This window comes from Hydrocarboniphaga sp. (assembly GCF_028291725.1).
Classification (GTDB): Bacteria; Pseudomonadota; Gammaproteobacteria; order Nevskiales; family Nevskiaceae; genus Hydrocarboniphaga.
Genome location: NZ_JAQGNT010000085.1, coordinates 40,111 through 58,038 on the forward strand (window position 1 = coordinate 40,111; position 17,928 = coordinate 58,038).

Here is a 17,928-nt window from a genome sequence, read left to right on the forward strand (position 1 = left end):
CTCATGACCGATGCGCCGATCACCTTGAGCATCGAAAGCGGGCTGGCGCGCCTGGCGCTCAACCAGCCCGCGCGCGGCAATCCTTTCGACGCGGCCGCATGCCGGGAATTCGGCCTGCTGGCCAATCGACTGGCCAGCCGAGCGGACGTGCGTGCCGTGTTGCTGACCGCGCAGGGCAAATACTTCAGTGTCGGCGGCGACCTCGGACTTTTCTCGTCGGACCTGGATGCGGCACCCGCCGCAGTGCTGGACAACACGCAGAGTCTGCACATGGGAATGGCGCGTCTGGCGCGAATGAACGCGCCCATTGTGGCTTGCGTGCAAGGCGCCGCAATGGGCGGCGCGGTGGCGATCCTCGCCAACTGCGATCTCGTCTACAGCGCGCGATCGGCGCGCTTCGGCGCCGCGTACTCGCATATTGGTTTCACGTGCGACCTGGGCGCCTCGTATGGACTCGCCTCGCGCATGGGCATCTCGCGCGCAAAGCGATTTCTGCTGCTGGGCGAAGTGCTCGAAGCAGCGCAGGCCGAGCGAGTTGGATTGGTCGACTTCGTGGTGGACGACGCGGTGCTAAGCAAATGCGCCGAACAGGCGGCGATCCGCCTAGGCCAGGCGCCCCAGCGTCATCACGGTGCCGTCCGACGACTGCTGCCGAGAGTGCTGGATCGGCCGCTGGAGGTTCAGTTGCAGGATCAGATGCAGGAGCTGGCTGACATGATCGACGCTCCGCAGGCCAATCGTGGATCGGTGCTGCAATCAACGACGTAGCTAAGTCACTTCAACGATGTCGGCGCGGCACGTCATCGGGTCGCACGCGAAACGGAGAGCGAAAATGTGGCACTACAGCGAGATCAAAAGCCTGGGCGACATACCGCGACACTACGCCCGCACGAGGCCCAACAGCCCGGCGCTGATCGATGCCTACGGGCCGGTATCTTTCGCGGAACTCGATGCCCGATCGAACCGCGTCGCCAACGTGCTGGCAGAAAGCGGTGTCGTTTACGGTGATCGCGTCGCCTTCCTGGGTAAGAACTCCACGCGGTATTTCGAGACGCTGTTTGGCGCGAACAAGATTGGCGCCGCGTTATTGCCGCTCAACTGGCGTCTTGCCCCGCCCGAACTCACGGAAATACTGCGTGATGCCGGCCCGAGCGTTGTCGTCGCCGATCGCGAGTATGAGGAAGCCGCCAGGAGCGTGGCCAAGGCCAGCGGCCACAAAGTAGCGGTCCTCGTTTACGACTCGTCGAATCCCGGCGTCTCACAACTCGACGAGCTGCTGCGCGACGCATCGTCTGTCGATCCCGCCTCGGTGATCGATCCCTGGCAGACGGCGGTACTGATGTACACCTCTGGCACTACCGGCAAGCCCAAAGGCGTGCAGCTATCGCACCAGGGCTACTTGTACCTGCGGCTATGCGAGCACTTGGAAACCTCGTTCCGCTACGAGTCCGGTGATGTGATGCTCACCGTGATGCCATTGTTCCATGCGATGGGTACGGGGCTTTCGCTGCAGGCGCTCTACAGCGGCGCCGCGATCGCGGTGTATTCGATGCCCGATCCCGGTGAGCTCATGCGCCTGATCGCACGCGACCGGCCCACAGTGCTGCCGCTGGTGCCCACCGTGATCCAGATGCTGCTGGATCATCCGGACGCAGCGTCGGCAGACTACTCGTCGGTGCGCATCGTGGTTTATGCAGGATCTTCAATCGGCGCGCATCTGCTCAAGCGCGCGATGGTGGAGATGAAGTGCCAGTTCATGCAGTTCTATGGCGCCACGGAAACCGGCGCGGGCGTGACTTTCTTGCGCCCCGCTCAGCATCGTCTCGACGACGAGGAAAAGCTCAAGTCCTGTGGTAGCCCTTTGCCGCTCATCGAACTCAAGGTGGCTGATGCGGACGGACATGAGCTGCCGGACGGACAGGTTGGCGAGTTCCTGATCCGCTCGCCCTCGCTGACTACGGGCTATTTCAGGCAGCCGGAGCTGACGGCTGCAGCCTTCCGCGACGGCTGGTATCGCTCGGGTGACGGCGGCTACCGCGACGCCGATGGCTTGTTCTACATGGTCGATCGCGTCAAGGACATGATCGTGAGCGGCGGCGAGAACGTCTATTCCACGGAGGTGGAACAGGCGGTACAGAAGCTTGGCGGCGTGCGTCTGTGCGCCGTCATTGGGCTGCCCGACGACAAATGGGGTGAGCGCGTGGTCGCCGTCATCATCTGTGAGCCGGCGGTGCCGGTTTCCAAGGAGCAGATCGTGGCGCACTGCCGCAAACTGATCGCCGGCTACAAGGTGCCCAAGCAGATCGAGTTTGTCGACGCACTGCCGATGACGCCGAGCGGCAAGGTCATGAAACGCCTGCTGCAGGAACAGTTTCTCAAAACCATCGCTGCATAACAGAACGACTCAGGAGAGCCATCATGTCGGATCGCAACTCGTTTTTCATCGGCGGCGAGTGGGTAAAGCCCGCCACGTCCAGACAGTTCAAGATCGTCAACGCGACCACCGAAGAGATCATTGCGCTCGTGCCTGAAGCAGCCGAGGCCGATGTCGATCGCGCTGTCGCGGCCGCTCGTCACGCTTTCGAACATTCAGGTTGGGCCACCTGTGCGCCAGCAGAACGCGCTGCTGTCATGCGCCGTTTTGTCGCTGCGCTGCAGACGCGCAGCCTTGAACTTGCGAGCACCGTGAGTCGGCAGAACGGCATGCCGCGCCAGCTCAGCGATGGTTTCGAAGGTGGATTCTCCATCGGCGTGCTGAGCTACTACGCCGAGCTGGCAGCCAGCGTGACGGCCGAGGATTCGCGACCATCACAGATGGGCCTCGAGACCATCGTCGGCCGCGGTCCCATTGGCGTTGTCGCGGCCATCGTGCCCTGGAATTTTCCCATTACCCTGGCCATGAGCAAGATCGGCCCGGCGCTGGCCGCAGGCTGCACGATGGTCATCAAGCCCTCGCCGGGCACGGTGCTCGACAGCTATCTCCTCGCCGAGGCTGCAATTGAAGCTGGCATTCCGGCCGGCGTGCTCAACTGGGTGGCGGCGGACCGCGAAGTCGGCGCATATCTGGTCTCGCATCCGGGCATCGACAAGGTCGCATTTACCGGTTCCACGGTCGCCGGCCGCTCCATCGCGCGGACCTGCGGTGAATTGCTGCGTCCTGTCACGCTCGAACTCGGCGGCAAGTCCGCGGCCATCATTCTTGACGATGCCAACCTCGATATCGTAATCGCCGGTCTGCAGCAGGCCTCGCTGATGAACAACGGCCAAGCTTGCATCAACGGCACCCGCATCCTCGCGCCGGCGAGCCGCTATGGCCAAGTGGTCGATGCGCTGGCGTCGATGGCGTCGTCACTCATGGTCGGCGATCCGCTGGATCTCGCCACTCAAGTGGGCCCGATGGCTTCTTCTGCACATCGCGACCGCGTGGAGGGCTACATCGCCAAAGGCAAGAGCGAAGCCCGGCTCGTGGCTGGCGGCGGCCGCCCAAAAAATCTCGGTCGCGGGTGGTTCGTGGAACCGACAGTATTCGCTGACGTGAGCAACAGCGCCACCATCGCACGCGAAGAAATCTTCGGGCCGGTGCTGTCGATCATCTCGTACACCGACGAGACCGACGCGGTGCGCATCGCCAACGATTCGATCTACGGCTTGGGCGGCTCGGTCTGGGGCGTGGACACTGCCCGCGCCAAGAACGTAGCGCGCCGGGTGCAAACCGGTACCATCGGCGTCAACGGCTACGTGCCTGCGATCGGTTCGCCCTTCGGCGGCGTGAAGGCCAGCGGCCTGGGCCGAGAGTTTGGACCCGAGGCACTGGCGAGCTATCAGCAACTCAAGTCGATGTATGTGATGGCTTGATGCTCGGCCGATCGTGATCGCCAGATTTTGCAGGTCGGCTTCGCGCCGACCTGCATAGGCCTTCACTGTCAGGTGCTGCGCTGTGCTTTGGACGCCGCCGTGGCCGCGGTACTCGCCGCTCGGATCTTGGCCCAGGCCTCATCGCTGAGCTTGGTCAGGCCCGCGAATGTCGAAGGCGCGGCGAGGTGATGGCCGCCGTCGATGCAAATCGTCTCGCCGGTGATGTAGTCGGCACCATCGCTGAACAGCAGCACCATGAGATTGGCAAGTTCCTCGATCTCGCCAAACCGGCCCATAGGAATGTCGTCTACCTGGGTGGCGCCGACCTTCGCGTCGTCGGTCGGTGACAGCATCTGCCAGGCGTATTCGGTTGGGAAAGGTCCCGGTGCCACAGCATTGATCCGGATCCCGTAGCGCGCCCATTCCACTGCGAGCGACGCGGTCATCGCATTTACGGCGGCCTTTGCCATGGCAGACGGCACGACAAACGCAGACCCGGTCCAGATCCAGGTGACCAGTGTGGACACCACCGAACCCTTCAGCCCCTGCGCGATCCAGCGTTTTCCGCACGCCTGCGTCGTGAAGAACGCGCCGTTCATGACGGTGGATGTAATCGCCTCAAAAGCCCGCGGGCTCAGGTCCTTGGTTGGGGCAATGAAGTTGGCTGCGGCGTTGTTGATCAGACCAGTCAACGGGCCGTGCTTGTCCCAGATCTCGCCGATTGCGGCGTCGACCATCTCGGGTTTTCGAATGTCGACAGCTTGGGTGAAGGCACGCGTCGCACCACAGGATTGATTGATCTCCGCGGCGGCCGCCTGGAGTACCTCCGGACGGCGTCCCCAAAGGTGGACTTCGGCTCCATGCGATACGAGGAACTTCGCGACGCCCTTGCCGAGGCCGGTGCCGCCGCCCGTCACGAGAATTCTTTTTGTGGAAAGGGCGTCTTGAGAGTAAAGAGGCATTGAAATTTCCGAATAGTTAATCGATAGTTCAGTACAGTACGATATGCCGTATCGTGCTTCAACTGTTGGTTTGCCCCGATTTTGAATTGCTGCAACGCACACAGATTGGAACGAGGAGAAGCAGGTGACATACGAATCGATCACACTAGACGTGAGCGACGGTCTTGCTCGGATTGCGCTCAACCAAGCCGACATCGGCAATCCCTTCAACGCAGCGTTCTGTTCCGATTGGGGCAATGTCGCCAACGAGTTGTCCAGCCGCAAGGAAGTGCGCGCCGTTCTCATCACGGCCCATGGCAAGTTCTTCAGCGTGGGCGGCGATATCCAGATGTTCTCGAAGAACATCGATGTCCTGCCCGACAAGATCCGCGACTGGACGGCCGGCCTGCATATGGGCGCCGCCAGGATGGCGCGCCTCAATGCGCCCATCGTTGCGGCGGTACATGCCACCTGCATGGGCGGTGCCTGTGCATTGGTTGCCCACAGCGATCTGGTGTTCAGTGCGCGATCGGTGAAATTCGGTGCGGCCTATTCCCAGATTGGCTACAGCTGCGATGCGGGCGCTTCCACCGGTCTGGCTTCGCGCATGGGCATTTCGCGAGCACGCCGCTTCCTGATTCTCTCGGAAGTTTTGAATGCCGAGGACGCGGCTACCGCAGGTCTGGTCGACTACGTTGTCGATGATGCGATGCTGTTCGTCGAGGCGGAAAAGGCGGCCATCAAGCTTGCCCAGGGCCCCACGCGGGCCTACGGCGAAATCCGCCGTCTCATGAGTCGCTCGCTTGCGCAGCCCTTCGAGGCTCAGCTTGAAGACGAAGCGCAGGCCCTTAGCCGCGTGGCCGCCGGCAACGACGCTCGTGAAGGAATCACCGCGTTTGTCGAAAAGCGGAAACCCCGCTTTACCGGCCAGTAGTGTCTATAACCATAAAAGAGGAGAGAACCAAATGAGCGCAACGCAGGAAATCAGCTCCAAGGCCGCGCTGGTCCGCAAAGTTGGCGGAACTTTCGATATCGAAGACGTGAGCGTTGCCGCTCCGCGCGATTACGAAGTGCGCCTGCGCATGGTCGGGTGCGGCATGTGCCATACCGACATTGTGGCCCGCGATGGTTTTCCGGTGCCGCTGCCCATCGTGTTGGGACATGAAGGCTCCGGTGTCGTCGAGTCGATCGGTGCCAAAGTGAGCCGGGTCAAGCCTGGCGATCACGTGGTGCTGAGTTTCAATTCCTGCCTGGAATGTCCGAGCTGTGCCGAGTCCAAGCCGGCGTACTGCTTCAATTTCTTTCCAAACAATTTCTCCGGCGTGCGGCCTGCAGACGGGACCAGCGCGGTGAGTCAGAACGGAGCGGTGATTCACGCTAATTTCTTCGGGCAATCGTCGTTTTCCACTTATGCCATTGCGCACGAGATCAACGCGATTCCCGTCGACAAGGATCTGCCGCTCGAGATCCTCGGCCCGCTGGGTTGCGGCATCCAGACTGGCGCGGGCGCGGCCATAAACGCACTCGCTATCAAGGCCGGCCAGTCACTGGTGATCTTCGGCGGCGGCGCAGTGGGCCTCAGCGCCTTGCTCGGTGCTCGGGCCGTCGATGCAGGAATCGTAATCGTGGTTGAGCCCAATGCGGCTAGGCGTGTTTTGGCGCTCGAATTGGGGGCCACTCATGTAATAGATCCAAAGGCGACTACCGACGTACTGGCGTCGGTAAAGAAACTCAGCGGCGGCGGTGTCCGCTATGCGCTAGACACCACCGGCAATCCTGCGGTCGTCGGTATCGCCGTCGAGACGATGCTGCCCAACGGCATGCTGGGCCTGCTTGGCATTCCGCCGCCTGACGCCACGCTGCCGGCAAGCATGATGAGCATGCTGGTCCGCGGAATCGGGGTCAAATGCATCACAGAAGGCGACAGCGATCCCCAGGAATTTATTCCAAGATTGCTCGCGTTCTATCGAGCAGGGAAATTTCCGTTCGACCGCCTGATCACCAAGTTTCCCTTCAGCCAAATCAACGAGGCAGCGCACTCTTCCGAGAGGGGCGAAGCGATCAAGCCCGTGTTGATTTTCTGAATGGCAATGGGTCAAGAATGCAGCGGATTATCTGCTTGGTTGAATCCGCTGGCGCTTTGTTGCCGGAACTGCCGATTGAATCAGCGTTTTGAATGTAATACTTATAACTGCAGACTCCTTATATGAAATCGGCTTCAAGGCCTCAGACCACAGCAAGAATGACGAAAGTCATGGCAGAAATCCGAGCTTCGCACGGTTTGGCCGAGCCGGTTGAGTTTAGCCCTGCGCAGAGATCCGCCCATCCATCAAATTCAGATGTCAGCGAAAGCGAGCATAAAGAAAGTATCCGCCTGTGTTTTCTGATTTACGATGTAGCAAGAATGCATCGAGAAGCATACGACGAATTCATGAGGCCGCTGGGGATTACCCGCGTGCAGTGGTCTGTTTTAGCTCAATTGTCGCGGCACGACGGTCTCGTACAGACGCAGTTGTCGGAATTGCTCGAGGTCAAGAAAGCTCAGGCCGGTGCCATCCTTACGTCGCTCGAAGCTGCGGGTTGGGTCGAACGTCGCGATGATCCATACGATAAAAGAGTGAAAAGGGTCTATCTGGTTCGCCCTGCTCACCACGTGATTCGGCAGATGTCGATACTGGCGGGACAATATGGAAGCCAGATATTGGGCAGCCTTTCGGAGGAGGAGCGTGCGGCTTTAGCTCGGATGCTGGTAACTATCAAGCACGACTTGAAGCAAAGACTTCTGCCACGTATCGAGAACTGACCCTCTCGCCGCTTGCCCGAGATCGATCATTTCAGGCCTGTTCTGTTCAGACTCTTATGACCAGCAAAGGCTGATGTAAAACGGCCTTCTCCATAACGCTGGTCAGTTGTTCTATGAACAGTAATGGCGAAACGGGAGTGGTACCTCGGGAATATCGGTAGCAGGCGCAGCCGTAAGGATCTCGCCAATCGCATCCGCGAAGCGCAAAGCGACCGGTAGCCTGTCTCCAAAAATGCAGGAGTTAAAATTCAGCTTAGTAAGCTGGAAGACTCAGGCCATCAGTTCGCGCTGGATTCTGTGGCCCGACGCGCATGCGCTGCCACTTGCTGATTCAGATGCTAACCGTCTCTTTTCGAGTAAGCGTCTGATTTGCCCGCTACTTATTTCGCAAACCATTTAGCTCATTGACGCAGCGATTTAGCATTGCCGGACTTAATTGTCGTTTCACGGCGTGTTTTTTTTGCAGAGAAGTTCAGCAGGAACTCCATCTGATCGGCAAGGATACGGCGGTTGCTGAGTATCAGATACTCGGCGAGGTTGGGTGTGTACGGCACCGCCAGCAGTTTCATGCCGGCTTCTTCGGGCGTGCGGTTGGCTTTTTTGTGATTGCAGCGCTCGCAGGCGGTGACGCAGTTGATCCACACGTTCTCGCCGCCGCGCGAAGCCGGGATCACGTGGTCGCGAGTCAGTACCGAGGGCGAGAACTGGTTGCCGCAGTACAGGCACAGGTTGTGGTCGCGCTGGAACAGCGTGCGGTTGGTCAGCAGCGGCGCGCCGGCGGCGAATTTACGGGAGCGGTCGGTGACCGCGATGATCGAGCCGATTTCGATGGCGGAGCGTTCGCCGGTGCTGGCGTTGAGGCCGCCGAAGATCCGGAAACGCTCGGCCCCAGCCTCCCAGCAGACGCGCTTGCGCGCATACAGGGTCGCCGCCGATTGCCAGCGTATCCAGCCGACCGGCAAGCCGCCAGCATCCAGTTTCAAAATCGAAGGGATCATCACCGCTCCGTTTCGCCACGCCAACCAATGCATCCTTTGTCGTTGATATTGCTATGCCATTTGCCAGCGCCGTGGCGCCCGCAGTATGAGCGCGCAGCATGGCCATTCTAAGACACTGGCGGGGCGTGTTAGCAACCACCACCAATTACAGCTTTGATCGATAAAAAAACTCAGATATCGGGAGTCTTGAAAAAGACTTCCGCCAAGGCCTCGTGCAGGTCGCTAAGGCCCAGCTGGATCTCGTCGATCAACTCATGCAGGCCTTCTTCTACCAGCTTGTCGACGTTGGCGTCCTGAACCAGGGCCCGCACTCGCCACAGTGTGCGCTCGACGCTGCGCGCTTCCGGCAGATGCGGCAGTGTCGACGCCACCGCGCTGAGGCAGAACGTCACGCTGCGCGGGAACTCGCGATTCTGCAGCAAAAAGCGCAGCACGCCGGTGCGGTTGACGCGCGCTTTCACATGCCGGCGATACATCTGGTAGGCGGTCAGCGAGCGCAGCACACTCATCCACTGGATGTTGTACAGCGGCGCCAGCTGCTCGGCGCGGCCGGTCGGGTCGAGCAGGGACGTCGAGCGCACGTCGAGGATGCGCGTGGTCATGTCGGCCTGTTCGAGGCTGGTGCCGATGCGCAAAAACTGGAAGCCGACATCCTGGCTCATGTTGAAGCTGAGCACCGCGTAGACCAGCATCGTGCCGTCGATCACGCGCTGCAGGAACGCGCCGCGTCGCGAGCGGCTGAGCGCGCCTTCGCCCTGGCCGATCACGTAGTAATGCAGGTCGTTGAGCTTTTCCCAGACTTCGCGCGGGGTCGCGTCGCGCACCGTGCGCAGGATCTCGCGCGCGGCGTGCAGCGAGCTGTGGATCGAGCCCGGGTTGCGCTGGTCCAGCAGCAGATAACGCACGACGTTGGATTCGCTGTAGTCCTCGCCGTACAGCGAGCGGTACAACTCGTCGGAGCCGACGATCTGGACCAGCGGCTGCCAACCGAACGGGATGCCGCGCGGCAGGTCGAGCAGTAGCAGCGCGTTGACGTTGACCAGGCGCGCGGTGTTCTCGGCGCGCTGCAGATAGCGGCCGAGCCAATAGATGTTGCTGGCGACGCGCGACAGCATCAGTCGTCACCCCGCGCGGCGATGTCCTGCGGCGTGGCGCCGTCCAAGGTTTGCGACTGAGTCATGCTGCCCATGCTCTGGCTCTGCGTCGGGGCCTCGTCCATGTCGACGATCCAGGTGTCCTTGGCGCCGCCGCCCTGGCTGGAGTTGACCACCAGCGAGCCGCGGATCATCGCGACGCGGGTCAGGCCGCCGGTGGTCACATACGTGGACTCGACGCTGCCGCGCGACAGGATGAAGGGCCGCAGATCGAGATGGCGGGGCTCCACGGTGTTGTCTTCCATCATCGTCGGTGCGGTCGACAGCGCCAGTGTCGGCTGGGCCATGTAATTGCGCGGATTGGCCTCGATCAGGCGGCGGAATTTCTCGCGCTCTTCGGCGGTCGAGCGCGGGCCGATCAGCATGCCGTAGCCGCCGGATTCGTTGGCCGGCTTGACCACCAGCTTGTCGAGATTGGCAATCACGTATTCGCGCTGCTTGGGGTCCATGCACAGGAAGCTGGGCACGTTGGGGATGATCGGGTCTTCGCCCAGGTAGTACTTGATCATCGCCGGCACGAAGGCGTAGACCACCTTGTCGTCGGCGACCCCGGCGCCCGGGCAGTTGGCCAGCGCGACGCGGCCGCTGATCCAGGCACGCATCAGGCCGGGCACGCCGAGGATCGATTCCGGATTGAAGGCTTCGGGATCGAGGAACAGGTCGTCGATGCGGCGATAGATCACGTCGACCCGGCGCGGGCCGTAGATCGTGCGCATGTAGACGCAGTCGTCGTCGGCGACGAACAGGTCGGTGCCCTCGACCAGCTCGATGCCCATCTGCTGCGCGAGGTAAGCGTGCTCGAAGTAGGCCGAGTTGAAGATGCCCGGCGTCAGCAGCACCACGTTGGGCTGGTCCAGCGGACGCGGCGAAATCGCGGCCAGCGTGTCGTAGAGCTGGGCCGGGTAGTCGTCGACCGGCAGGATCGTGGTCGCCTCGAACAGCTCCGGGAACACGCGCTTGGTGACCAGCCGGTTCTCGACCATGTAGGACACGCCGGACGGGACGCGCAGGTTGTCCTCGAGCACGTACATGGTGCCGTCCTTGTCGCGCACCAGGTCGCTGCCGCAGATGTGCGCCCAGACGCCGTTGGCCGGCTTGACGCCGACGCACTGCTTGCGGAAGTTGACCGACTCGTTCAGCAGATCGGCCGGGAACACGCCGTCCTTGATGATCTTCTGGTCGTTGTACAGATCCTGGATGAACAGGTTCAGCGCGTAGGCACGCTGTTTCAGACCGGCTTCGGTCTTGACCCATTCGCTCAGCGGGATGATCCGCGGGATGATGTCGAACGGCCAGGCGCGGTCGACATTCTTGCCCTCGGAATACACCGTGAAGCTGATGCCCATCACCTTGATGGCCAGCTCCGCCGCAAGCCGCCGTTCGGCCATCTCCGGTTCGGACAGGGACCCTAGATATTCGGCGAGCTTGAGGGCCGCGGCGCGGGGCCGTCCGGGCGCCTCACACAGCTCGTCGTAGAAGTTTTCGCAGCGGTATTGCCGCCAATCGATTGCCATGAGCTCCGCAGGGTGATGGCTGCTTTTTTTCGTTGAACTACTAGGGGGCTATGCTAGAACTACGCTAACAGGAAGACGAAGCAAAACATAGGCCATAGGCGCACTGCTTCGGTGCGGCCCGGGGCCTTCAAAGGCCTCGGTGATGGCGAGCACGGATGCTAGACTGTCACAATTCCTGTAGACGATTCCATGCCCAAAGCCAAGCCTGCTCTGGAGTTCAAAGGGCGCGTGCTGTCCTTGACGCGGGTGCGCGTGCTCGACCCCGATCTGAAAGCGATCGAAGCGCATCTGCGCAATTTCGCGCGGCAGATGCCGCAGGCGGTCGAAGGCCTGCCGGTGATTCTCGAGAGCGAGTATCCGATCGAACTCGCCGGCGTGCTCAAGCTGATGCGCGACCTGGGCATGCAGCCGCTGGCGGTGATGGAGGGCGCGCTCGCCGCTGACGCGCGGCTTTGCGGCCTGCCGGTGCTGCCGCTGGACGTGGTCAGCGAAGGCCGCGGCAGTGTCCGCACCGCCGAGCCGGTCGAGGCGCCGCCGCCTCCACCCCCGCCGCCAGCGCCCGCTCCCGCGCCGCCGCTGGCCGTGCGCCGGTCGACGCGCATCGTCACCGAGCCGGTGCGCTCGGGCCAGCAGATCTACGCCGAAGGCGCGGATCTGATCGTGACCCAGCTGGTCAGCCCCGGCGCCGAAGTGATCTCGGACGGCTGCATCCACGTCTACGGCACCTTGCGCGGCCGCGCGCTGGCCGGAGCCCGCGGCGATACCGCGGCGCGGATCTTCTGCCGCAAGATGGAGGCGGACCTGCTGGCGGTCGCCGGGGTCTACGCGGTCGCCGACCAGATGCAGGGCGCCTTGCGCGGCCAGGCTGTGCAGGCCAGCCTTGTGCAAGGCAAGCTCAAGATCGAACGCCTGGACTCGTGATGCGGCTCGCCGCGCCGGTCCGGACGAACATTTACGAATAGCGGCCGAATAGGCAGCAACGAACTTAAAGAGGGACAGCGGTGACGAAAATCGTCGTAGTGACATCAGGCAAGGGCGGCGTCGGCAAAACCACGACCAGCGCCTCGTTCTCCACCGGCCTGGCCGCGCGCGGCAAGAAAACCGTCGTCATCGACTTCGACGTCGGCCTGCGCAACCTCGATCTGATCATGGGCTGCGAGCGCCGCGTGGTGTTCGACTTCGTCAACGTGATCCACGAAGAAGCAAACCTGCGCCAGGCGCTGATCAGGGACAAGCAGTACGACAACCTGTACGTGCTGGCCGCGAGCCAGACCCGCGACAAGGACGCGCTGTCCGAAGCCGGGGTCGAAAAAGTGCTCAACGAGCTGGCCAAGGATTTCGACTACATTGTCTGCGACTCGCCGGCCGGCATCGAGCGCGGTGCGCACCTGGCGATGTATTTCGCCGACGAGGCCCTGGTCGTCACCAACCCGGAAGTCTCCTCGGTGCGCGACTCCGACCGTGTGCTCGGCCTGTTGTCGAGCAAGACCAAACTGGTCGAGAGCGGCGCCGGCCGCGTCAAGGAGCATCTGGTCATCACGCGCTACAACCCGGCGCGCGTGCTCAAGGGCGAGATGCTGTCGATCGACGACGTCAAGGACATCCTCGGCATCCCGGTGCTCGGCATCATCCCGGAATCCGGCAGCGTGCTGTCGGCTTCGAACTCCGGCTCGCCGGTGATCAACGACAAGCTGACCGATGCCGGTCAGGCCTACGAAGACCTGGTCGCACGTTTTCTCGGTGAGGATCGGCCGCACCGCTTCATCACCGCTGAGAAGAAGGGCCTGCTCAGCAAACTGTTCGGAGGCTGATCATGGCCTTCGACTGGATGAAGCTGTTTCGCACCGAACAGAAAGCCAGTGCGCAGACCGCCAAGGAGCGCCTGCTGGTGGTGGTGTCGCATCAGCGTGCCGGCCGCGCCAACGGCCCGGAATACCTGACGCGGCTGCGCGAGGAACTGCTGGCGGTGGTGCGCAAGTACGTGCCGGTGGACGATTCGGCGGTGCATGTCGACATCAAGCGTGAAGACGGCGACGAAGTGCTGGCGATGACGATTTCGCTGCCGGAACGCAGCTGATTTTCCGTCTCCCTCCCCTGCATAGCGGGGGAGGGCCGGGGTGGGGGCGGATGTCGCGGATTACCGTCGCGCCCCCATCCCGGCCTTCCCCCGCAGGCGGGGGAAGGAGCAGACGCGACAATTCAAGCCTTGCCGCGCAGCTCCTTGCGCAGGATCTTGCCGATCGGCGACTTCGGCAGCTCGGTGCGGAACTCGATGATCTTCGGGATCTTGTAGCCGGTCAGATAAATCTTGCAGTGCTCGCGCAGCGCAGCGACCGTCAGATCCGGATCACGCTTGACGACGACCACCTTCACCGCCTCGCCGCTCTTGTCGTCGGGCACGCCGACGCAGGCGCACTCGAGCACGCCGCTGTGCTTGGCGACCACGTCCTCGATCTCGTTCGGATATACGTTGAAGCCCGAGACGATGATCATGTCCTTCTTGCGATCGACGATCTTGAAGTAGCCGCGCTCGTCCATCGTCGCGATATCGCCGGTGCGCAGGTAGCCGTCCGCGGTCATCACTTTTGCGGTTTCTTCCGGCAGGTTCCAGTAGCCGGCCATCACCTGCGGGCCTTTCACGCACAGCTCGCCGGGTTCACCTGCCGCGACGTCGTGGTTGTCGTCGTCGCGCAGCACCACGTCGGTCGACGGGATCGGTGTGCCGATCGTGCCGTTCCATTCCAGCGAGCTCATCGGATTGATGCAGACGGCCGGCGAGGTTTCGGTCAGGCCGTAGGCTTCGGACAGCGGCTTGCCGGTGACTTTCTTCCAGCGTTCCGCGACCGCCTGCTGCACCGCGGCGCCGCCGCCGAGCGTGAAGCGCAGCGATGAGAAATCCAGGTCGGCGAAACCCGGCGTGTTGAGCAGGCCGTTGAACAGCGTGTTGACGCCGGTGACGGCGGTGAACCTGTGCTTGCGCAGCTCGGCGATGAAGCCCGGCATGTCGCGCGGGTTTGGGATCAGCACGTTCTTGCCGCCGACCGACAGGAACACCAGGCAGTTCGCGGTCAACGCGAAGATGTGGTACAGCGGCAGCGCGGTGATGATCAGCTCTTTGCCTTCATTCAGATAGCCGCTGAGCCAGGCTCGTGCCTGCAGCACGTTGCCGACGATGTTGCGATGTAGCAGCTGCGCACCTTTGGACACGCCGGTGGTACCGCCGGTGTACTGCAGGAATGCGGTGTCCTCCTGCTTGACCGTCGCGCGGTGATACGGCTGCGACCGTCCGCGCGCCAGCGCCTTGCGCAGCGGCACCGTGCCCGGAATATTCCAGTCCGGCACCATCTTCTTGACGCGCTTGACGACGAAATTCATCAGCGGGCGTTTCGGGAACGGCGCCAGGTCGCCGATCTCGGTGGTGATCACGGTCTCGACCTTGGTTTTCGGCAGTACCTGCTGCAAGGTCACGCAGAAATTCTCGATGATCACGATCGCCCGCGCGCCGCTGTCGTTGAGCTGGTGCTCGAGTTCGCGCGGCGTGTACAGCGGGTTGACGTTCACCACGATCAGGCCGGCGCGCAGGATGCCGAACATCACCACCGGATACTGCAGCAGGTTCGGCAGCATGATCGCGACGCGATCGCCGGCGTTGAGCCCGAGCACGTTCTGCAGATAGCTGGCGAAATCCTGCGTGAGCCTGTCGAGCTCGTCGTAGCTGATGCTGATGCCCATGCATTCGTAGGCGAGCAGGTTGCGATAGCGCTTGCAGGCAGATTCCAGGATGTCCACGACCGACTGATAAGTGCCCAGGTCGATCTCGGCCGGCACGCCCGGCGAATACTGCGAGAGCCAGATCTTGCCGCTGGCAGCGGCCTTGTTCCCAGTCATTGGCGAGAGTCCTGCCCTGTCGTTCTTAATGCGTTTATATAGTGTTTTTCAGGCTCGATCCGCGGCACGGCTCGTCCCCCGCGGTCGCCGGATGATAGGGGATTCGAAACCGCGCCGCGAACCCCTGTCAGCGAGCGCGGCGCACCCTTCGCCCGGTGTTTCGGCGGTATGTCGCCGGCTTGGAGACCGGGCACTATTCGGCGGTTTCTGCCGGTGTCTGCTTCATCAGCCAGTCGCGCAGATTCAGATCGCCGCCCTTGGCGTCGAAGCAGATCTCGGCGGAATCGAGCAGCGCCGCAATGCTATGGCCAAGCGGGCCGCGCACGCGCACCGCCATGCCATGAGAACGCAGCGAGCGCCACATCGCACCCAGGTAGATCGCTGCCGGATCGCGGGCCGGCAGCAGCAGCGCGCGGGCCGGGCCGGATTCGATCAGATATTCGCACTCGATCAAGGCCTCGATCGTATGCGTGACATTCTCCGGCGGCGCGTCGATGCCATCGATCAGATCGTCCTGGGTCAGCCCCTTGTCACCGCCGATGAAGCGCTGCGCAGCCAGCGCCATGATCGTCAGCGCGAGGTATTCGGCTTCGCGGCCGGCGATCTGGGTGGCGCGCCGCGACGGGTCCAGATGCCGCGGGTTCTGCACGTAGAACGCGAGCTGGCAACCGATCAGCAGGACCAGCCAGCCAACATAGATCCAGATCAGCAGGAAAATCACGATCGCAAAGCTGGAATACACCGCGTTGTAGTTGCTGGCATTGGCGACGAACGAGGCGAACAGCAGGCTGCCGGTCTGCCACAGCACGCCCGCGGTCAGCCCGCCGGCCAGCGCCGCGCTCCAGCGCACCTTGGCATTGACCAGGAAGCTGTACATGAAGCTGAAAAGACCGACGATGATCAGGTACGGGATCACCCGGGTCAGCAGATAGATCAACCAGCCGAAAGGCTGGTAGCTGGCGATATTGGCGACGACGCCGCTGTTGAGCACGCTCGCGGTCAGGCCCAGCGCCGCGAACACCAACACCGGCCCGACCATCAGCACGCCGAAGTATTCGCCGATGCGCTGCGCGAACGGCCGCTGGTGCTCGATACGCCAGATGAAGTTGAAGCTGGACTCGACTTTCTGGATCAGCGAAATCGCGGTGTAGAACAGCAGCGCGACGCCGACCGAGCTGAGTACGCCGACCTGGATCTTCTCGATGAAGGCCATCACCTTGGCCGAAATCTCGGCGGCCTGCGGCCCCAGCGGGCGCAGGAATTCGGCCAGCACCGGCTCCAGGCTGTTGTGCGCGCCCAGCGCCTTGAGCACCGAAAAACCCAGCGCCAGCAGCGGCACGATCGACAGCAGCGTCGTGTAGACCAGGCTCATTGCGCGCAGCGACAGATCGCCGGCGAGCAGGTCGCGAACCACGGCGTAGGTGTAGCGCCCGCACCGCATCAGAACCCGGTGATGGCGGGCCTGCAGCACGCGCTCATCCCAAAGCAGGGCACGCAGACGGCCAATCGGGGACGGTTTCGGGGACGGTTTCATTGGCACGATCCTAAAGGCCTATGCAGCGGCAGCCGTTGCTCGGTTGGCACTTGACTTTGTTGCAGTGCAAAAATATTCTGCGGTTGTCGCGTTGTTGCAGTGCAACATCGCATTCCAAACAGGCCAAGGTTTCTCAGTTCGGGAAACCGGCCGTACCCAAGCTTAAGGAGTGAAGTGATGACTGTGCAGACGATCGTGAGTGATGTGAAGGGCCGTGTTGAGCCGCTGGTCGCCATCGGCCAGGAAGTCGTGACCCTGTCGGTTGATGCGCTGCTGAAGGCCAACGACGTCGTCGTCGACGGCGTGCAGACCGTCGTCAAGACCCAGATCGAAGCCGGCAAGGACCTGCTCGCTACGTTCCAGAGCAGCTTCGAAAAGGCCAAGAGCGCCGGTTTCAAGGCCGTTGCCGCCGCGCCGATCGACTACTTGCCGGACGGCCGCGAGCGCGTCGTGTCGGCTTACAACGACACCCTCACGGTCGTCACCAAGACCAGCGGCGAAGTCGTGAAGATCGTCAAAAAGGGCTATGCGACGGTCAGCGCCAAGCTCTCCGGCGCCGCGGTCGCCAAGAAAGCGCCGGCCAAGAAAACCGCGCGTAAGGCTCCGGCCAAGAAGGCTGCGACCAAGAAGGCTGCCTAAGAACGCAGCGTAAGTCGGCCTTCAGGTCGACCTGCAAAGCACAGAAGTTCGATAAGGGCTGAAGCACGCAGGTGCTTCAGCCCTTCTTCATTTGCGCAAGTCGCACGTCGGCAAGGGATTGCCGACCTACCCTGCGATTGCTTGGCCGGGGATCATCTTGAAAACCGGCCGGGTCTTGTCGCCATCCGGTTCCGCTGCCGGCGTAGTAGATAGCGCTGCAGCCGGAACACCGCGCGGCTGAGGATCGAATCCTGCAGCGGCGCGAGCGCGGTGAATTCCATGCCCAGCCGCGTCGAAGCATCGTCGGGGGTGCAGTTGCGCACCGTCACTTCGGTATCGAGCAGCGCCTCGTCGAAACTCAGGCGGCAGCGCAGTCGCACGCCGCGCTCCACTTGCATCCCGGCCGGCAGGCGTGCGCCGATGCCGGCGCGCGACAGATCCAGCACGACGGCGCCGACCTGTTCGCCGCTGTCGTCGAACAAGGCCGCGGTCAGCCAGCCCGGCTCGGCGACCGGCACGCGAAACACGCTGCGACGCTGGACGTCTGTCATCAGCGAGCTGCCGCAGTGCAGAATGGGGCGGTATTCATTCGGGCAGACGAC

The 17,928-nt window shown here is 62.4% G+C and carries 17 protein-coding genes; 10 read left to right on the top strand and 7 right to left on the bottom strand.

The window, feature by feature from the left end:
• Positions 1–3 precede the first annotated feature (3 nt).
• The 3 genes from JWQ90_RS22260 to JWQ90_RS22270 all read left to right on the top strand — a co-directional run bounded on the left by JWQ90_RS22260 (position 4) and on the right by JWQ90_RS22270 (position 3,855).
• The gene (locus JWQ90_RS22260) at positions 4–768 is read left to right on the top strand and encodes an enoyl-CoA hydratase/isomerase family protein (RefSeq protein ID WP_299697191.1); all 765 of its coding nucleotides are present in this window, start codon (positions 4–6) and stop codon (positions 766–768) included.
• A gap of 64 nt (positions 769–832) precedes the next feature.
• Positions 833–2,395, top strand: coding sequence for a long-chain-fatty-acid--CoA ligase (locus JWQ90_RS22265; protein WP_299697192.1), 1,563 nt, complete (start codon positions 833–835; stop codon positions 2,393–2,395).
• Between the two features lie 23 nt (positions 2,396–2,418).
• Positions 2,419–3,855: an aldehyde dehydrogenase gene (locus tag JWQ90_RS22270; RefSeq protein WP_299697193.1), complete on the top strand. Its 1,437-nt coding sequence runs from the start codon at positions 2,419–2,421 to the stop codon at positions 3,853–3,855.
• A 68-nt stretch (positions 3,856–3,923) separates the two neighbouring features.
• Here JWQ90_RS22270 and JWQ90_RS22275 read toward each other — a convergent pair whose 3' ends face one another.
• Positions 3,924–4,823 (bottom strand): SDR family oxidoreductase, encoded by a 900-nt coding sequence (locus tag JWQ90_RS22275; RefSeq protein ID WP_366919574.1) that lies wholly within the window; start codon positions 4,821–4,823, stop codon positions 3,924–3,926.
• 118 nt (positions 4,824–4,941) lie between these two features.
• Between JWQ90_RS22275 and JWQ90_RS22280 the strand changes: the two genes are divergently transcribed.
• The 3 genes from JWQ90_RS22280 (at position 4,942) to JWQ90_RS22290 (ending at position 7,599) form a co-directional block, all read left to right on the top strand.
• Positions 4,942–5,730 (top strand): enoyl-CoA hydratase-related protein, encoded by a 789-nt coding sequence (locus tag JWQ90_RS22280; protein ID WP_299697195.1) that lies wholly within the window; start codon positions 4,942–4,944, stop codon positions 5,728–5,730.
• Positions 5,731–5,761: 31 nt separating this feature from the next.
• Positions 5,762–6,880 carry an NAD(P)-dependent alcohol dehydrogenase gene (locus tag JWQ90_RS22285; RefSeq protein WP_299697196.1) on the top strand — a complete coding sequence of 373 codons (1,119 nt, stop codon included), beginning with the start codon at positions 5,762–5,764 and terminating at the stop codon, positions 6,878–6,880.
• Positions 6,881–7,002: 122 nt separating this feature from the next.
• Entirely contained in the window at positions 7,003–7,599 is a 597-nt protein-coding gene (locus JWQ90_RS22290) for a MarR family transcriptional regulator (protein ID WP_299697197.1), read from the top strand.
• A 401-nt stretch (positions 7,600–8,000) separates the two neighbouring features.
• Here JWQ90_RS22290 and JWQ90_RS22295 read toward each other — a convergent pair whose 3' ends face one another.
• From JWQ90_RS22295 to JWQ90_RS22305, 3 genes are all read right to left on the bottom strand, one after another.
• Positions 8,001–8,597: an HNH endonuclease gene (locus JWQ90_RS22295; protein WP_299697198.1), complete on the bottom strand. Its 597-nt coding sequence runs from the start codon at positions 8,595–8,597 to the stop codon at positions 8,001–8,003.
• A 170-nt stretch (positions 8,598–8,767) separates the two neighbouring features.
• A complete protein-coding gene (locus JWQ90_RS22300) occupies positions 8,768–9,712 on the bottom strand; it encodes an alpha-E domain-containing protein (protein WP_299697199.1) in 945 nt (314 codons plus the stop codon).
• Entirely contained in the window at positions 9,712–11,259 is a 1,548-nt protein-coding gene (locus JWQ90_RS22305; RefSeq protein WP_366919575.1) for a circularly permuted type 2 ATP-grasp protein, read from the bottom strand. The genes JWQ90_RS22300 and JWQ90_RS22305 overlap by 1 nt, the downstream gene beginning before the upstream one ends.
• Positions 11,260–11,454: 195 nt before the next feature.
• Between JWQ90_RS22305 and minC the strand changes: the two genes are divergently transcribed.
• The 3 genes from minC to minE all read left to right on the top strand — a co-directional run bounded on the left by minC (position 11,455) and on the right by minE (position 13,342).
• On the top strand, positions 11,455–12,186 hold the full coding sequence (gene minC, locus JWQ90_RS22310) for a septum site-determining protein MinC (RefSeq protein ID WP_299697201.1): 732 nt from the start codon (positions 11,455–11,457) through the stop codon (positions 12,184–12,186).
• A gap of 80 nt (positions 12,187–12,266) precedes the next feature.
• The gene (gene minD, locus JWQ90_RS22315; RefSeq protein ID WP_299697202.1) at positions 12,267–13,076 is read left to right on the top strand and encodes a septum site-determining protein MinD; all 810 of its coding nucleotides are present in this window, start codon (positions 12,267–12,269) and stop codon (positions 13,074–13,076) included.
• Positions 13,077–13,078: 2 nt separating this feature from the next.
• Positions 13,079–13,342, top strand: coding sequence for a cell division topological specificity factor MinE (gene minE, locus JWQ90_RS22320; RefSeq protein WP_299697203.1), 264 nt, complete (start codon positions 13,079–13,081; stop codon positions 13,340–13,342).
• Positions 13,343–13,464: 122 nt separating this feature from the next.
• Here minE and JWQ90_RS22325 read toward each other — a convergent pair whose 3' ends face one another.
• Both JWQ90_RS22325 and JWQ90_RS22330 read right to left on the bottom strand, forming a co-directional pair.
• Positions 13,465–15,153, bottom strand: coding sequence for an AMP-binding protein (locus tag JWQ90_RS22325; RefSeq protein WP_299697204.1), 1,689 nt, complete (start codon positions 15,151–15,153; stop codon positions 13,465–13,467).
• Positions 15,154–15,346: 193 nt separating this feature from the next.
• Entirely contained in the window at positions 15,347–16,687 is a 1,341-nt protein-coding gene (locus JWQ90_RS22330; protein WP_299697205.1) for a YihY/virulence factor BrkB family protein, read from the bottom strand.
• Positions 16,688–16,864: 177 nt separating this feature from the next.
• Here JWQ90_RS22330 and JWQ90_RS22335 point away from each other — a divergent pair, with 177 nt between their 5' ends.
• Positions 16,865–17,326, top strand: coding sequence for a phasin family protein (locus JWQ90_RS22335; RefSeq protein ID WP_299697206.1), 462 nt, complete (start codon positions 16,865–16,867; stop codon positions 17,324–17,326).
• Positions 17,327–17,478: 152 nt separating this feature from the next.
• Here the strand turns inward: JWQ90_RS22335 and JWQ90_RS22340 are convergent, their stop codons facing one another.
• Positions 17,479–17,877 carry a PilZ domain-containing protein gene (locus JWQ90_RS22340; protein WP_299697207.1) on the bottom strand — a complete coding sequence of 133 codons (399 nt, stop codon included), beginning with the start codon at positions 17,875–17,877 and terminating at the stop codon, positions 17,479–17,481.
• Positions 17,878–17,928 lie beyond the last annotated feature (51 nt).

Bases quoted from the DNA above. Each gene is read 5' to 3' on its own strand.
- JWQ90_RS22270 (WP_299697193.1), top strand. From the start codon at position 2,419: ATGTCGGATCGCAACTCGTTTTTCATCGGCGGCGAGTGGGTAAAGCCC.
- JWQ90_RS22265 (WP_299697192.1), top strand. From the start codon at position 833: ATGTGGCACTACAGCGAGATCAAAAGCCTGGGCGACATACCGCGACAC.
- JWQ90_RS22290 (WP_299697197.1), top strand. From the start codon at position 7,003: ATGAAATCGGCTTCAAGGCCTCAGACCACAGCAAGAATGACGAAAGTC.
- JWQ90_RS22285 (WP_299697196.1), top strand. From the start codon at position 5,762: ATGAGCGCAACGCAGGAAATCAGCTCCAAGGCCGCGCTGGTCCGCAAA.
- minE (WP_299697203.1), top strand. From the start codon at position 13,079: ATGGCCTTCGACTGGATGAAGCTGTTTCGCACCGAACAGAAAGCCAGT.
- JWQ90_RS22295 (WP_299697198.1), bottom strand. From the start codon at position 8,597: ATGATCCCTTCGATTTTGAAACTGGATGCTGGCGGCTTGCCGGTCGGC.
- JWQ90_RS22330 (WP_299697205.1), bottom strand. From the start codon at position 16,687: ATGAAACCGTCCCCGAAACCGTCCCCGATTGGCCGTCTGCGTGCCCTG.
- JWQ90_RS22335 (WP_299697206.1), top strand. From the start codon at position 16,865: ATGACTGTGCAGACGATCGTGAGTGATGTGAAGGGCCGTGTTGAGCCG.
- JWQ90_RS22300 (WP_299697199.1), bottom strand. From the start codon at position 9,712: ATGCTGTCGCGCGTCGCCAGCAACATCTATTGGCTCGGCCGCTATCTG.
- JWQ90_RS22260 (WP_299697191.1), top strand. From the start codon at position 4: ATGACCGATGCGCCGATCACCTTGAGCATCGAAAGCGGGCTGGCGCGC.
- JWQ90_RS22325 (WP_299697204.1), bottom strand. From the start codon at position 15,153: ATGACTGGGAACAAGGCCGCTGCCAGCGGCAAGATCTGGCTCTCGCAG.
- JWQ90_RS22340 (WP_299697207.1), bottom strand. From the start codon at position 17,877: ATGACAGACGTCCAGCGTCGCAGCGTGTTTCGCGTGCCGGTCGCCGAG.
- minC (WP_299697201.1), top strand. From the start codon at position 11,455: ATGCCCAAAGCCAAGCCTGCTCTGGAGTTCAAAGGGCGCGTGCTGTCC.